The sequence below is a fragment of the Candidatus Nitrosarchaeum limnium BG20 genome (assembly GCF_000241145.1).
GTDB lineage: Archaea > Thermoproteota > Nitrososphaeria > Nitrososphaerales > Nitrosopumilaceae > Nitrosarchaeum > Nitrosarchaeum limnae.
This window is the reverse complement of the sequence record NZ_AHJG01000285.1, coordinates 1-15,099: the sequence shown is the minus strand read 5'-3', so window position 1 is coordinate 15,099 and position 15,099 is coordinate 1. Positions and strand designations below refer to the sequence as shown.

At 32.5% G+C, this 15,099-nt stretch carries 16 protein-coding genes and 1 pseudogene; 10 read left to right on the top strand and 7 right to left on the bottom strand.

Going from position 1 to position 15,099, the window contains the following annotated elements:
- On the top strand, positions 1-1,383 hold a 1,383-nt coding region (locus BG20_RS10040), incomplete at its 5' end, for a hypothetical protein (RefSeq protein ID WP_238527603.1).
- Positions 1,367-2,317 carry a thiamine-phosphate kinase gene (gene thiL / locus BG20_RS10035; protein ID WP_010194801.1) on the top strand — a complete coding sequence of 317 codons (951 nt, stop codon included), beginning with the start codon at positions 1,367-1,369 and terminating at the stop codon, positions 2,315-2,317. The genes BG20_RS10040 and thiL, both read left to right, overlap by 17 nt.
- 1 nt (position 2,318) lies before the next feature.
- On the opposite strand, the gene BG20_RS10030 is transcribed toward thiL, so the two are convergent.
- Complete coding sequence (locus BG20_RS10030; RefSeq protein WP_048097227.1) at positions 2,319-2,636, bottom strand: hypothetical protein; 318 nt, start codon at positions 2,634-2,636, stop codon at positions 2,319-2,321.
- A 103-nt stretch (positions 2,637-2,739) separates the two neighbouring features.
- On the opposite strand from BG20_RS10030, the gene BG20_RS10025 reads away from it, so the two are divergent.
- Entirely contained in the window at positions 2,740-3,225 is a 486-nt protein-coding gene (locus BG20_RS10025; RefSeq protein WP_007402930.1) for a 30S ribosomal protein S11, read from the top strand.
- On the opposite strand, the gene BG20_RS10020 is transcribed toward BG20_RS10025, so the two are convergent.
- Genes BG20_RS10020 through BG20_RS10010 form a run of 3 tightly spaced genes read right to left on the bottom strand, consistent with a single transcriptional unit; the run spans position 3,222 to position 5,394 of the window.
- Positions 3,222-3,533, bottom strand: a complete 312-nt coding sequence (locus BG20_RS10020) for a hypothetical protein (RefSeq protein ID WP_010194792.1) — start codon at positions 3,531-3,533, stop codon at positions 3,222-3,224. The two genes, BG20_RS10025 and BG20_RS10020, sit on opposite strands and share 4 nt — an antisense overlap.
- A complete protein-coding gene (locus tag BG20_RS10015; RefSeq protein WP_010194776.1) occupies positions 3,533-3,949 on the bottom strand; it encodes a DNA-binding protein in 417 nt (138 codons plus the stop codon). The genes BG20_RS10020 and BG20_RS10015 overlap by 1 nt, the downstream gene beginning before the upstream one ends.
- Complete coding sequence (locus BG20_RS10010) at positions 3,946-5,394, bottom strand: RtcB family protein (RefSeq protein ID WP_010194773.1); 1,449 nt, start codon at positions 5,392-5,394, stop codon at positions 3,946-3,948. Before BG20_RS10010 ends, BG20_RS10015 begins: the two co-directional genes overlap by 4 nt.
- A gap of 423 nt (positions 5,395-5,817) precedes the next feature.
- On the opposite strand from BG20_RS10010, the gene BG20_RS10005 reads away from it, so the two are divergent.
- The 3 genes from BG20_RS10005 to purB all read left to right on the top strand — a co-directional run bounded on the left by BG20_RS10005 (position 5,818) and on the right by purB (position 9,295).
- The gene (locus BG20_RS10005) at positions 5,818-6,132 is read left to right on the top strand and encodes a hypothetical protein (RefSeq protein ID WP_010194771.1); all 315 of its coding nucleotides are present in this window, start codon (positions 5,818-5,820) and stop codon (positions 6,130-6,132) included.
- Between the two features lie 456 nt (positions 6,133-6,588).
- On the top strand, positions 6,589-7,710 hold the full coding sequence (locus BG20_RS10000) for a PEFG-CTERM sorting domain-containing protein (RefSeq protein ID WP_010194769.1): 1,122 nt from the start codon (positions 6,589-6,591) through the stop codon (positions 7,708-7,710).
- A gap of 223 nt (positions 7,711-7,933) precedes the next feature.
- On the top strand, positions 7,934-9,295 hold the full coding sequence (gene purB, locus BG20_RS09995) for an adenylosuccinate lyase (RefSeq protein WP_007402939.1): 1,362 nt from the start codon (positions 7,934-7,936) through the stop codon (positions 9,293-9,295).
- 46 nt (positions 9,296-9,341) lie between these two features.
- On the opposite strand, the gene BG20_RS09990 is transcribed toward purB, so the two are convergent.
- Positions 9,342-10,097 carry an asparagine synthase C-terminal domain-containing protein gene (locus tag BG20_RS09990; RefSeq protein ID WP_010194767.1) on the bottom strand — a complete coding sequence of 252 codons (756 nt, stop codon included), beginning with the start codon at positions 10,095-10,097 and terminating at the stop codon, positions 9,342-9,344.
- 67 nt (positions 10,098-10,164) lie between these two features.
- Here BG20_RS09990 and BG20_RS09985 point away from each other — a divergent pair, with 67 nt between their 5' ends.
- The 4 genes from BG20_RS09985 to BG20_RS09975 are packed head-to-tail and all read left to right on the top strand — an operon-like array spanning position 10,165 to position 13,644.
- Complete coding sequence (locus BG20_RS09985) at positions 10,165-10,443, top strand: 4a-hydroxytetrahydrobiopterin dehydratase (protein WP_007402941.1); 279 nt, start codon at positions 10,165-10,167, stop codon at positions 10,441-10,443.
- A 57-nt stretch (positions 10,444-10,500) separates the two neighbouring features.
- The gene (locus tag BG20_RS13490; RefSeq protein ID WP_238527600.1) at positions 10,501-10,866 is read left to right on the top strand and encodes a hypothetical protein; all 366 of its coding nucleotides are present in this window, start codon (positions 10,501-10,503) and stop codon (positions 10,864-10,866) included.
- Complete coding sequence (locus BG20_RS13485) at positions 10,827-11,315, top strand: 6-pyruvoyl trahydropterin synthase family protein (RefSeq protein ID WP_338032808.1); 489 nt, start codon at positions 10,827-10,829, stop codon at positions 11,313-11,315. Before BG20_RS13490 ends, BG20_RS13485 begins: the two co-directional genes overlap by 40 nt.
- Before the next feature lie 7 nt (positions 11,316-11,322).
- Entirely contained in the window at positions 11,323-13,644 is a 2,322-nt protein-coding gene (locus BG20_RS09975) for a valine--tRNA ligase (protein ID WP_010194756.1), read from the top strand.
- Between the two features lie 7 nt (positions 13,645-13,651).
- Here the strand turns inward: BG20_RS09975 and BG20_RS09970 are convergent, their stop codons facing one another.
- Positions 13,652-14,254 carry a hypothetical protein gene (locus tag BG20_RS09970; RefSeq protein ID WP_238527599.1) on the bottom strand — a complete coding sequence of 201 codons (603 nt, stop codon included), beginning with the start codon at positions 14,252-14,254 and terminating at the stop codon, positions 13,652-13,654.
- Positions 14,255-14,346: 92 nt separating this feature from the next.
- A pseudogene (locus BG20_RS12465) lies at positions 14,347-15,099 on the bottom strand (hypothetical protein); the annotation flags it as partial.

Below are 15,099 nucleotides of genomic sequence, written 5' to 3'. Positions count from 1 at the left end.
CGTTCGCTCTACCAGGCTGAGCTACCAAGGCACTTTTCGGTGATGCCATCAGAGTTAATAAAAAGCCTTTCCGAGGTGGATCAAATGAAGAAAACAATTTCTGGAATTAGAGGCATTTTTGGAGATGATTTTAATCTAAAAGATACACTTCAATTTTGTAATAATTTTTCATCATTGATTGAATCTAAAAAGTGTGTTCTAGGTAAAGATACAAGACCATCAGGAATAATGATCAAAGAGGTTGCATCTGCTGCACTAATGAAAAATGGAATTAATACATACAATTTAGAAACCGTTCCAACTCCGGTAGTTTTTCGAGAATCAAGAAAATATGGAGCAGGATTGGTGATTACTTCGTCTCACAATCCAATAGAATGGAATGGAATAAAGTTCATCATAAATGGAAGAGGAATTAATGAAGAAGAACTACCAAGAATAATTGAAAATCAAGAAAGTTTAAAATCAAAAATAGGAGTTGAAGAACAAATATCTTCATCTTATCTTGAAGATGCAAAGGAGTTAATTGGAAAAATAGAGAGTAATCCAAAAATTGTTATTGATATTGGTGGAGGAGCTGCAAAAGATTTTGCCCCAATTTTGTTAAGACAATTGGGATGCACAGTAAGTGTAATTAATGAAAATTTGAGTAATTGCACTAGAGGTCCTGATCCAACTAGCGATAGTTTATCAGATTTGATTAATGCAACTTCAAAAAAAGAAATAGGATTTGCTTTTGATTTGGATGGAGATCGGCTGGTGGTTGTTAGAAATGGAAAAAAACAAACTCCAGACGTAACCCTAGGTTTAGGAGTTGCAAAAGCTTTGGAATTGGGGTATAAACAATTTGTTTTAAGTATTGATACAAGCATCTCAGTTGAGAAGTTTATCAAAGAAAAAGGAGGAAGAGTTCAAAGATCAAAAGTTGGAGAAGCAAATGTGATAGATTTAATGTTAAAAACAGATGCACAGGCAGGTGGCGAAGGAAGTAGTGGTGGATTTATTTTACCAGAATTTAATTACTGTAGGGAAGGGATTCTAACAAGTGGTCTTATATCTTCTATGTTAGGAAACTCAAAATTTAATGAGATATTAAATTTCATGGAAAGTTATATTCAACAACGAGAAAAAATTGAAGTTGATTCTATGTTTCATGATAAAGTGATAGAAAAAGTCTCTAACAAATTTTCAAAAGAATATTCTGAAATGATCACTCAAGATGGCATCAAAGGAATAATTGATGAAGATAGTTGGGTTTTGATCAGAAAATCAAACACAGAAGATATCATAAGAGTTTCAGCAGAATCAAATAATGTAGATAAATGCAATAGAATAATGAAAAACACATTAGAATTAGTGAAACAATGTTATGACGAAATTAGATGAATCAGATATAATCGAAATTTTTCAGAAAAAATTAGGAAATAAAAAATTCATTTCAGAAGATGTAGAGATATTCAAAATTGGGAAAAACAATATTGTAACAAAGGTGGATACGTTTGTTCAGAGTACAGACATGCCGTCAAAAATGAAAGTAGGAGATGCTGCAAGAAAAAGTATCATAGCATGTGTTAGTGATTTTGCGGCCAAAGGAGTAAGACCACGGTATGGAATTATTTCATTGGTTTTACCAAGAAAAATTTCTCATAAAAAAATCATTGAGATGTCAAATGGAATTAAACGTGCAGTTGATGAATTCAATATCAAAATATTAGGTGGTGATACAAACGAGGGAAAAGAAATCATAATCAACGTTTCACTTTTTGGGACAACCGATAAGATAGTTAAAAGAAACGGGGCCAAGTCAGGAGACATAATATTTGTCACTGGCCCTTTTGGATATACCGCATCTGGGCTAAAGATGCTAGAGAAAAATAAAAAGAGTAATCAATTTGTTAAAAAGATAATCAAATCTTTTGTAAATCCAAGGCCAAAATTAGATTTTGGGGTAATAAATAGAAGATATCTTTCCTCATCTATGGATTCCAGTGATGGCCTATCTACAACATTAAATGAAATGGCAAACCAAAGTAAATGCAAATTTGTAATTAATAACATCCCAACAGGTAAAGATATGATAGAATTTGTTAAATTAAACAAGATGAATCTAAATGAATTAGTATTTCACGGAGGTGAAGAATATGAATTCGTGTTCACTGTATCAAAAAAATACAAAGCAATCATTAAAAAAAATGCATTGCAACTTAATACACCAATAATTGAGATCGGACATGTAACTAAAGGTAGAGGAGTTTTTTTAGAAACGGATGAAAAAGATATCCCTTTGAAGGATTTAGGTTGGAAGCATTTTAGAAAATAGATTACTGGCCAGTGTAAAAATCATGTTCTACTTTTTGAACAATATTAAAAATAGATTCTGCAGACAAACCAGAAACACAGTCTTTAATCCACATTTCATCAAGATACATCAATCTGTTCATATCACCTGTGGGTAGCTGATCTAGTTGAAGATCAGGGTATGAAGCATGTATTTGGAATCCTTCCTTGGCAATCTTTTCACATTTTTCTTGTAATGTAATTACTGAAGAAATTGGAGGAGTAAGAAATCCTAAAACCAATGAACCTAACAGAGCAGAAGCAACTACTATGCCCATTGCAAACCAAATAATCGACGTCATACAAAAAATACTAGATTATAGTATTTGAATAATGACATGTGCCTAAAATAAGGCAAAATCAAAAAATGAATGTTTTTTAAACCCTTTACGATGTGATTAGACATTGTCAGAAATTGAAGCTGAGATTGAAGTAGAATCCCCAGTTGAAGAGGAAGAACAGGAAGAGGTTCAAACAAAATCCAGACCAGAGACTAAAACAGAAGGTCCTGAAAAATGGGGAATTGCCCATATTTACAGCAGTTACAATAATACAATTATTCACATGACAGATCTTACAGGCGGAGAAACTGTCTCTATTAGTTCAGGAGGAGTTCATGTTAATGCAGATAGATATGAATCATCACCATTTGCTGCTATGAAAGCTGCAAATGCAGTTGTAGAAGTGGCACATACCAAAGGATTCACAGGATTCCATATTAGAGTACGAGCTGTTGGAGGAGTAGGTTCTAGAGTACCAGGCCCAGGTGCACAAGCTGCAATCAGAGCTTTAGCAAGAGGCGGATTTAAAATTGGAAGAATAGATGATGTTACACCAATTCCTCATGACACCACCAGAAAGAAGGGTGGAAAAAGAGGAAGAAGAGTCTAGTCAATCATTTTAATTCGAACATCACAACCCTTAGATTGAAAATAATCAGTCATGAATTTAGTAAATTTTTGGGAAGGTGTATTCAATCTATATTTGATTAACATGTCTGCAAATTTTTCTTCTATCCCATTTTGTAATTTTGGTTTAATGGACAATTGAAAGAAAGTCCATCCAAATTTTGATGACGGTTCACTGACTTCGTATCCATTGTAACAACCAACAAGAGTTTCCATATGAGATAGAGATTTTTTTATCAGAAGTAAATCATCGCTGTAATTTTTTGAACTAACTTCAAAAATAGTATTCATTAATCTTCTCCTTTATCAGATGAAGCGCTACTCAATTTATCAGATAAGGAAACAAACTTACCATCTTGTTCAACATTTATCTTAGTTTCCATTCTGATGTAAAGACCAATTGATCTAAATAATGCCAGTAACTTTCCACCATCAAGAATTTCAGAAATTTCTCCAGAGGTAATTAACTCAGCTAATTTTTCGATAACCATTTTTGTGTCGTTTGGAAACTGTGATTCTGCATTTTGTAAAACTTCTAGACCTCTATATCCGAGACGTTCAACAACAACATCTCTAGGTTGTTTTGTATGCTTTGGCGATAAATTGTTTGTTGGTTTTTCAATTTCTTTTCTAGATGAAATATTTTGTTGCATTTCTGCAAGTCTTTTAGCCTTTAATCTTTCAAGTTCAGAATCTTCGTCACTCAACCTTTAATCACACCTATAGGCACCAATTTTGCTACTTTAGTGGCTATTCCTAGATTATGAGATACATTAACAACAGCATCTACATCCTTGTAGGCCTGTGGGGTTTCTTCCACAACTCCATCACGTGTTAATGCCTTGATAAATATGCCCTTGTCACTAAGAGATTTTCGAACATTGTCTTCCGTGTAATCTCTTCTTGCTTTTGATCTAGACATTGTTCTTCCTGCACCATGTGCAGTAGAACCAAAACTCAAATCCATAGAGTTTGGTTGTCCAAGTAAGATCCAGCTTGAAGTCCCCATGGAACCTGGAATTAAGACAGGCTGTCCAAGATCTCTGTACTTTAATGGAACTTCTTCTCGATTTGAGGGAAACGCCCGTGTAGCACCTTTTCTATGAACCACTAGTTTTCTTTCTTTTCCTTCAACTTTATGTTTTTCAACTTTAGCAATATTATGTGCAACATCATAAACTAGATTCATATCAAGATCAGATTCAGTTTGATTGAAAACTCGCTCAAAAGATTTCCTAGTCCAATGGGTAATCATCTGTCTGTTGCTCCAAGCAAAATTCAATGCTGCAAACATTGCTTTTCTATATGATTCCCCCTCTTCAGATGTGTTTGGAACACATGCAAGTTCTCTATCGGCTAAATGAATATTGTATTTTTCCATAGATTGTTCAGAGACTCTCAAATAATCACTGCAGACCTGATGGCCAAAACCACGAGAGCCGCAATGAATTAAAATTGTAATGGTTCCCTCTTTGATCCCCATTCTATTTGCTGCTTCCTCATCATGAATTTCGGATACCTTTTGCACTTCAAGAAAATGATTTCCTGAACCAAGACTTCCTAGCTGTGGGGCTCCTCGTTTTCGTGCTTTGTCTGAAACTTTGTTTGGATCAGCATTTTTTATTTGTCCATTTTCTTCACAAACATTTGCATCATCAGATGAACCATATCCATTATCAATTGCCCAATTTACCCCTCTTACAAGAACTTCATCAAGTTGTGAATGACTTAATTTCACTGCTCCTTTTGAACCAACTCCAGATGGAATTGAACTAAATAAATCAGTAACGAGTTCTTTGAGTTTTAAGCGAACATCATTTTCAGTTAAATTTGTACGTAGTAATCGTACACCACAATTAATATCATATCCAACACCTCCTGGACTAATCATTCCTTCTTCAGCATCCATTGCTGCCACACCTCCAACTGGAAATCCATATCCCTCATGGCCATCAGGCAATACAACACTATGACCTACAATTCCAGGTATGGTTGCAACATTTTTTGCCTGCATAATAGTCCTATCTTGAAGCATTTTCTGCAGTAATGCATCATCAGCGTAGATCTTTACTGGAACTTTCATACCAAGATGAGAGTCAGCTTCAATAAGGTATTGATTTTCTCCAATTTTTTTAGGAGTCATAGTAGACATGTGTATTGGTAAAATTTTGCCTCAAGCCAATTTAAATCATAAGTAGATTTTGTTATCACAAATTAAGAAAATAACTGATTTTAACAAAAACAAGGAATATTGGCAAAACAAATGACAGACGATGTGGTAATGTCAATAGTAATTTTCCTTTGTTCAAGAATTAGCTTACTATTTTGGTTAATGCATTGTGTTTTACCAATGATTCCATGTTGGTCAATGAAGACATGTAAAGGACTTGCGTTAGATGAACACATGTGATGACCAATTGTAATAATGAGATTGAATCTATTATAGTTGAGGAACATTATATGCGGATATTATATGATAATAGATTGAGTAAAAAATACTACTGTGTTCTAAGTATTTGTAATATGATCATGAAGTATTCTGTATTTTTAATAAGAAAATCAAACTATTCTTATTATGAGTCAGCAACTAGTCCAAAGTAAACCTTGGGTTTTGATTAGTGTTTTTAAAGATAATACAAATCCAGATGATGTATCAAGAATTACTCCACAAATACAAGAAATAATAGATGAGTGGCAATCAACAGGAAAAATAATGTGGTCAGGTGCATTTAATGACAATGCAACTGGCATGGCAGTGTTTGAAGGAACGGAGCAAGAGGCAAACGAGTTTTATGCCAAATATGATAAAGTCTGCTCCGGCATTTTAGAATATACTCTGTATCAATGGGATGCAATGCCAATTCTTACGATTTTATCGGATAATAAATGACTGGAATATTCATGCTGTGTGTGTTTTTGAAAAATGAAGGAACAACTTTGCAGAATTTGCGGTTGCAGTACAAACGAATTGGAAAAATGCAATAGATGTAATTTAGTGATATCTACTGTATGTAATTGCTGTACTCATATAGAATGTGTCCAGACTCACAGTCATGATGATACATTATGATGTATTATGTTGTGTAAGGGAATCTGCAAGAAATTCAGGGCCAAGAAGAATGGAACTGCATCAAGATATGGAAATGGTCAAAAAAGATGCCAGATATGTGATATTTTCATAAAATGGGACGATTCATTTTGTCCTTGCTGCAAATATAGACTTAGAACAAAGCCTCGAAAACAAAAATACAAAATCAAGCTAAGAGATATTTTGTATTCCAATATGTTAGAATAACATTCTGGAATCTTTGTAGGTCTTATATTCACTTTACTTTTTGTGATGATAATGATAAAAACAATAACTTCTATAGTCATTGGACTAACATTAATCACAATTCTGACATCTCAATTTGCTCTTGCAGACTCTGCTTATGATGAAAAACTAACATTTGCAGGATCACTTGAAGAAACTTTGGGGCATTTTTGGGCAATTGAGAAGAATTTAGATGATAACAATGCAGAACTTGCACTAGTTCACGCAACTCATCCAATTGCAGAACTGTATTCATCTATGAAGCCAGAACTAAAAGAAGCAAATCCAGAATTTGATGCCAAAGTCGAAAAGACACTCATGGATTTAGGTAAAAAAACAGGTTCTGATGTTACAAGACAAGATGCTCAAAAAGCAATTGATGATGCAAAAGAAATAATCAAAGAAGCAAGACTCTTAGTTGTAGGACAAGAACTTAGTGAAGATACTACATTCAAAGCTAAACTAATTCAAGAACTGCTGAAAACATCTATTGCAGAATATGAAGAAGGAGTAAATAACGGTGAGATATCAATGATGGCCGAATTCCAAGATGGTTCTGCATTTGTATGGAGATCACAACAAATCTTTGATGAAATAAAATCTGATCTTCCAGAACACGAAGTAGAAGAGGCTGAGGAATTTTATTCTGATTTGTGGGATGCATATGATAAAAGATCAGATGCGGAACATGTGGAAACCTTTGCAGATGGGATCATCCATGAAATTGGTGAGGCAGTAGGAGAGGAACATGAAGAGACAGAACTTTTAACATATGTTGAAAACATTGAAGAGTTCTTGAATCAAGTTAAAGTAAAATATGCTGAAGGAGACAAAGACACAGCGACAAGTCTTGCAACAAAAGCATATTTAGATAACTTTGAGTATTTGGAATCTCCTCTAAAAGAAGCAGGACATAAAGAACTAGTTGAGGAAATGGAAACTATGATGAGAATAGAACTAAGAGACATGATAAAAAATGATGCTCCAGTTTCAGAAGTAGAACAAAAAGTAGATGACATACTTGTAAAGATGGACAGTATTGCACAAATTGTTCCTGAATTTGGTTCTATAGCTGTAATGATTCTTGCAATAGCAATCATATCAATAGTTATAGTTTCTACAAAATCCAGACTAAGCATAATGCCGAAAATCTAAACTTTTTTCTTTTCAAAAATTTTTTATTTTTTTAAGTCACACGATGTCCTTATTGAATAATTTAAAAAATCATGAAAATAGAGTATGAAGCAGATTCTAAACTATAAACCAAAAAAAGAGTTATTTTCAATTATTTGAGCCTAAAACTAGTAGAAACATAGTATCAGATGCATAAACTGGGTAAAGAAGTAGATTTATTTTCGATGTTTTAAGATAGTAAACAGTGGCAATTTTACCAATTGATGGTGGGCGTTATGGTACTAAAGAGATGATGGCTATTTTTAGTGAGCAAAAAAAAATTGATTATCAATTAGAAATTGAAGGCGCAGCCGCATTATCACAAAGCGAAATAGGAATTATTCCAAAAACTGTAGGTAAGAAAATTTACAATGCTGCAATATCAGGAAAAATTAATGCTAAAAGAATCAAAGAATTAGAATCAAAAAGCGATCACGATACTGCTGCTTTAGTTGAATCACTAAGTGAAAAATGTACTAAAGATGCCAGGCCATGGATTCATTTTGGATTAACAAGTAATGATTTGGTAGATACAAGTAATTCTATGCAAATGAGGGATGCACTAAAAATTATTGAACCCAAAGTTGCAAAAATGGCATCAATCTTATCAAAGAGGGCAATTCAACATGGAAAGATTCCAGCAGTTGGAAGAACACATGGACAGCATGCAAGCATAATATCATTTGGATTAAAATTTGCAAACTGGGCAGCAGAGATGGCAAAACACATAGAAAGAATTGAAGAGATGAAAAAACGTGTTTTAATTTGTAAAACACTCGGTGTTGTTGGAACAGGTTCGTTAATGGGTGCAAAATCACTTGAAGTTCAGAAACGAGTTGCAAAAAAATTAAATCTTTTTCCAGCAGAAGTGACCACACAAATAATTCCCAGAGAAAGATATGCAGAATATGTCTTTGAATTAGCATTGATTGGTGCAACTCTAGAAAAAATTGCAGTTGAGATTAGAAATTTACAAAGAACTGAAATTGGAGAAGTTGCAGAGCAATTCAAGAAGGGTCAGATGGGAAGCAGTGCAGTCCCAGTAAAGAGAAATCCTATCAAAAGTGAAAGAGTTACTTCTTTATCAAAAATATTACGTAGTCAAGTGGCGATAACTTTTGAGAATATTCCGTTATGGCATGAACGTGATCTATCAAATTCAGCAAATGAGCGGTTTGTGCTTCCTACAGCAGCTATCCTTGTGGATGAAATGCTAGAAACCATGATCAAAATAATTTCAAACCTGATTGTAAATGAGAAAAGAATTGTAGAAAATCTTTATATCACAAAGGGGCAGATATTTGCAGAATTTGTGCTAGAGGCACTAATCAAGAAGGGAATTCCACGATTTGTTGCATACAAAGATGTTCAAAGAGTTGCATTTGAGGCAAACGACAAGGGAATTCAGTACATTGATGCAATTAAAAACGATAAAGCATTTACTTCAAATCTTACAGACAAAGAGATTGATTCAATATTTTCACCAGAGAAGCATCTTGGCGCATCACCTGTAATTATTAATAATGTAAAAAAATCTGTCCAAAAAACAGTTGCTAGATTTATTTGATATTACAATATCATAGATTAGTTAATCTAACTTAGATTAGTTATAATCATCTTGTTTTTAGTAATGCCTTATGAATTTTAGAACCATATTGTAATGCTTTTTTTCTTTTTGTGTAAGAAATTTCAGGAACTCCTACAGTACTTGCTAATTTTCTAATAATGTGTTTACGATACAGATCCTCAGAATCATGAATTTTTTCAGAGAGAGGAATAGTTTTTGCGTATTCTATGAATTGTGACGATAAAAGAGGCTGAACTATCTTTACTTTGAATTCAGATGCGACAAGATTTACAGCCTTCATCATTTTGAGTTCATTGTCTAGTTTAGCATCCATCACTTTAGTAATTTGTGACTCTCCTCCAGAAAATGCTTCTCGATATGCATTATATCCACAAAATAATTCATCTATACCATTAGCAGTAACCACAGTGTCAAGGTTTAGACTGTTTGCTAATTTGGATACATAATAAAATGCAATACAATTTTCATTCCATGATAAATTTTCAGTGTTTATTGTTTGGTTAACCTTTGAAGAAATTTGAGGAAAAGTTTCTGGATCAATTTCTAAAATATGATGAGGGTATTTGAGAAATGCATTAACTTCTTTTGCAAACAAAATATCATGTGATTCAGCAAATCCAATTGTTAATAGTGTAATATCATAACTCATAACTGAACAAATTGTTGAGACTAATGTGCTATCAACACCACCTGAAAAAGCAATTCCAATTTTCTTTTCTTTTACAGTTTCAGAAATTGAATTTTTGATGTTTTCTAGTAATTTCTCATACATTTCATCCATATTACTTATAATTTCCAATAAAGGGTAATGAATCAATCTTTTAATTTAACATTATATCGGAAATAGTATGATGCGATTATCACAAGCAGATATTGAAGAAGAATTGAAAAATTTGCCTGGCTGGAAGATTGTGAATGAAAAACTACACAAAGAATTTCAGTTTGAGAGCTTTAACCAAGCATTTGGATTTATGACCAGAGCTGCAATGGAGATTGAAAAGATGAATCATCATCCAGAGTGGTTTAACGTATACAACAAAATTACTATAGAATTGACAACTCATGATGCAGGAGGCATTACAAAAAATGATGTCAATCTTGCTAAAATTCTAAATTCATTAGTATAGAATTTCAGTCATATTTGATACAGAATTTATATTATATCCAAAATCAGATCACTTCACATGGCTACAAGTCCCACAATTCTAGATTCAGATTTTAGATATATCGATAAAAAAGGAAATCTACTCAAAACCAGAACAGAGTTAACAGTAGCTCAGATGCTTTCATTTCTAGACCAAGAATATCAGTACAATCACAAAATTACATTAAAAAATGGCAAAGTGATTACAGTTGATTTTAAAACAGAAAAAGGCCTCATTGAAGTAATTGACAATGATGATGACATAACAAAATACAAGAGAATCAAAGAAGACTTTCCTGACGAAAAAGTGATGGCAATAGGTCATGCAAAATATGTCGCACAAATTAAAGAACTGCAAGACATTGTATTTTACGACAAGACCCACAAACAGGATCCATATTTTTAGAAGATGCATCATTTTCATTTGATTATGCACATATCTTACCACTGGTTGAAAAATGCTCTATCTTACACGGACATACATCATCAGTAATGGTAGAGCTTGTAGGACAAATGAAAGATAACTTGTTAGTAGACTTTGGAATAGCAAAAAAAATCATAAAAGATGTTATCACAGAATTTGATCATAAATTTTTCATTAATAGAAAATACATGAAAAATGAAGATGACTCTCATTATCAAATTAAATTTGATGGTCCTAAAGGAATGTTTGATATCCAAGTTCCAAAAAATACAGCGTATCTATTAGAAGGAGAAGCTACTGTAGAAAATCTTTCAAGTGAAATAATCAAACTACTTGCTCCAAAATTACCTCAAAATGTAGAAGCTGTAGGCGTTTACATTTATGAAGGATATAACAAAGGATCTCATATTATTTCAAATATTTCAAGATAGTTAAGAAATGGAACCAAAAATTGCAGAAAAAGCTTGGAACCCAGAATTAGAAAAAGAAATTCTAAAACAATGGGTTAATGAAAAAATTTATGAATTTACTCCAAAGAATGATAATTTCACAATAGATACACCTCCACCTTATCCATCTGGCAGACCATGGCACATAGGTGCAGCAGCACACTATTCTCAAATAGACATGATAGCACGCACTGCAAGGATGGCTGGAAAAAATGTGTATTTTCCAATAGGAATTGACAGAAACGGTCTTCCTGTAGAAATCTACACAGAAAAAAAACACAATATCAGAATGCGTGAGACTGAAAGAGGTGAATTTCTAAAATTATGTAGAACAGCATTGGATGATTTAGAAGCTGAGATGATATTGATTATGAAAAGTTTAGGAATTAGTGGAGATTTTACAAATTACTATAGAACAGATTCTGAAGAATATAGAACATTAACACAATCTACATTTATTGATCTTTGGAAAAAAGGACAAGTCTATCTTGCAAACAGACCAAATAACTATGATTGGGTTTCAGGTACTACTATTGCAGATGCAGAAATTACATATGAAGATTTACCGACTAAACTAGTTTATATGAAATTCCAAATTAAAGATACAGATAAAGAAATAATCATTGCAAGTACAAGACCAGAACTTCTTTGCGCATGTAAAACCATAATTGTAAATCCAGAAGATGAAAGATACACAAATTATGTTGGAAAAAAAGTGATTGTTCCAATAACTAATGTAGAAGTTGAACTTAGAACACATCATTCAGCTCGTCAAGAATTTGGTTCTGGTGCAGTTATGGTCTGTAGTTATGGTGATCAAAACGATGTTGCATTATTTAGAGAATTGGAATTAAAAGAAATTGTTGCAATAGGATTGGATGGAAAGATGACAGAAGCAGCTGGAGAATATGTTGGATTAAAACCAAAACAAGCCAGAACAAAAATTATTGAAGATTTAGAAAAAAATGGATTTGTAGAAAAAATAGAGGATATTATTCATAGAACTCCAGTATCTGAACGAAGTAAAAATCCAATTGAGATAATTCCAATGGAAGAATACTATCTAAAACAAAAAGAAGCAATTGAAAAGATGAAAAAATTAGGACAAGAAATTACGTTTTATCCTGCTATGCACAAACAAATTTTGATGAATTGGCTGGAATCTATCAATATTGATTGGCCAATATCACGAAGAAGATACTATGGAACTGAAATTCCTATTTGGTACTGCAAAAGTTGTTCTGAACCTCATGTTCCAGAGCCTGGAAAATACTACAAACCATGGCTTGAAAAATGCCCCATCAATAATTGTTCTAAATGTAAAGGAACTGAATTTGTAGGAGAAGAAAGAACTTTTGATACTTGGATGGATTCTAGTGTATCACCGCTTTTTGTTAGCAAATACAACAAAGATCAAGAATTTTTCAACAAAGTGTATCCTACATCGATTCGTCCTCAAGCAAAAGATATTGTAAGAACTTGGCTATACTATACACTTCTGAGATGTGAGCAACTTACTGGAAAAAAGCCATGGTCAGAGGCATGGGTTATGGGGTATGGTCTTGATGAGAAAGGAATGAAGATGAGTAAAAGTAAAGGAAATGCAATTGATCCTTTACCAGTTATTGAACAGTTTGGAGCTGATACTTTTAGATTTTGGAGTGCAAGTGAAATTAATCACGGGTATGATTTTAGATGTAACGAACAAAAAATTGAATCAACAAAAAAATTCCTCAGTAAGTTATGGAATGTATCTAGATTTCTATCTAGCTTCCCAGTAATTGAGTCAGGAATTCCTACAGAGACGGATAAATGGATACTAGCTGAATTGGATAACTTAATCAAAGAATGTAAAAAAGGATATGACGAATACAATTTCTTTATTCCTGCGATTGCGATTAGAGAATTTACTTGGAACATTTTTGCTGCACATTATATTGAAATGGTAAAAGCTAGAGCATACGGTATTGGATTTTCAGATGAAGAAAGAGACGGTGCAATATACACATTACATAAAACATTGTCAACGATTTTAAAATTATTAGCACCGATTACTCCATTTATTACTGAACATCTTTGGAAAACATTGTATTCATCAGAAAGCATACACAAACAAAAACAAGTTACATCAGAATCAATTGAAAATAATAATAAAATTACAAAAGAGATAACAGAATTTAATTCTAAAGTATGGAATGAAAAAAAGGCACAAAATCTATCATTAAAAGATTCAATTAAAATAACAATTCCAGAAAGTTTAGAATATTTTAAAAAGGATTTAAAATCTATGCATAATTTAGACGATAGTTAAATCCAAATTATATGTGCATAATTCCATTTGTAATTAAATATTGAATTCCAGATACAAACTCGATATCTTCTATCAATCCATCTGCCCACCAACCAGCAGTATTTTTTATCCAATTAGGAATACCTTCAGTAGAAGATATTCCTGAGGAAGTAGGCGGGATTGTCATTATTTCTTCTTTTATCAAATATTGAATTGCAGATACAAACTCGATATCTTTTATTTGATCATTTGACCACCAACCAGCAGTATTTTTTATCCAGTCTGGAATTTTTACATCAATTTGCGGAATAAATGGGTTAGAGACATTTGTTCCAATAATTTCAATTGTGGAATCTCCGTTAAAATACGGAATCATCAAGGTTCTAGAATTTGCATTAGATTCTGATTCAACATATTCAGTTTCAAATCCATCTACTAAAACAAAAAACATGTCATCGGTTAATTCAAATTTTGCGTCCAAAAGATCTCTAGGAATTGTAATTTTTACTACTCCATCAGCGCTAGTATTCATTGTTACAAGTAATTCAAAGAAATCTGGGTCTAGGAAAATAGATTCAATCTTACCATTACTGACATCATATTTTACATTATGAGAATCAACGGAGATCATACCGGTATCTGCAAAAGAGTAATTATCAAATTGATAAATTAAAAAAATTGAAAATAAGATAAAGACCACAAAAAGAAAACTATTATTTCTAATCATTTGTCATCAGAAGAAATATTTTCCAAAGTAGGTGTTATTTTGCTTAGAGTTGCAGTACCATTAAGAAACCATAAACCAGAAATTTTACTTTGTGGTTCAAGAATTGAGACCTTTGATTGCTCGATTTCATTAATAGGCGTATCAGAATTTAGAAAAATTTTCAGGGTGGTATGAACTTCTTCTAATGCATTATCTTCTAAAAACGCTAGAATTACTAAAGAATCTTTGATTTCAGTTGTACCAGAAGAAACAGATCTAGCTTTACCAAATCCACAATTAAAAATAATTTTATCAATAGTGATTTGACATTCATTTAATTCTAATTTAAGATCAGTTGAACTTTTATCATATGTAGTAAAAGTCATTTTTCCAATTAATGAGGATATTTTCGAATTATCATTTATCAAAGAGGCATCTACAGAATCAAATACAAGTTCATAAGTTTCAGAATAATTATCAGATGTGATTTTCTCTCCCATATAGTCCCCATCATTTATGCTATCAAGGATATTTCTAGTCCTTAGATCTAATTTGTCAGCCTTTGCTGCAAGTTTGAGTTGAATTTCTTCTGAGCTCTTAGTTAGTTTTTCTTCAATTATTTTAGATTTTTGAGAAAGTTTATCATCAAAAATATTTTTTTCCATTTTAGCTTGTAATTTGGCCTTAATTTCTTTTAATTTTTCTTGATATTCATTTAATTTTTTTAGTTGTTTTTCTTCAAAATTTTCTCTGTGAATTTCAAGTTCAGC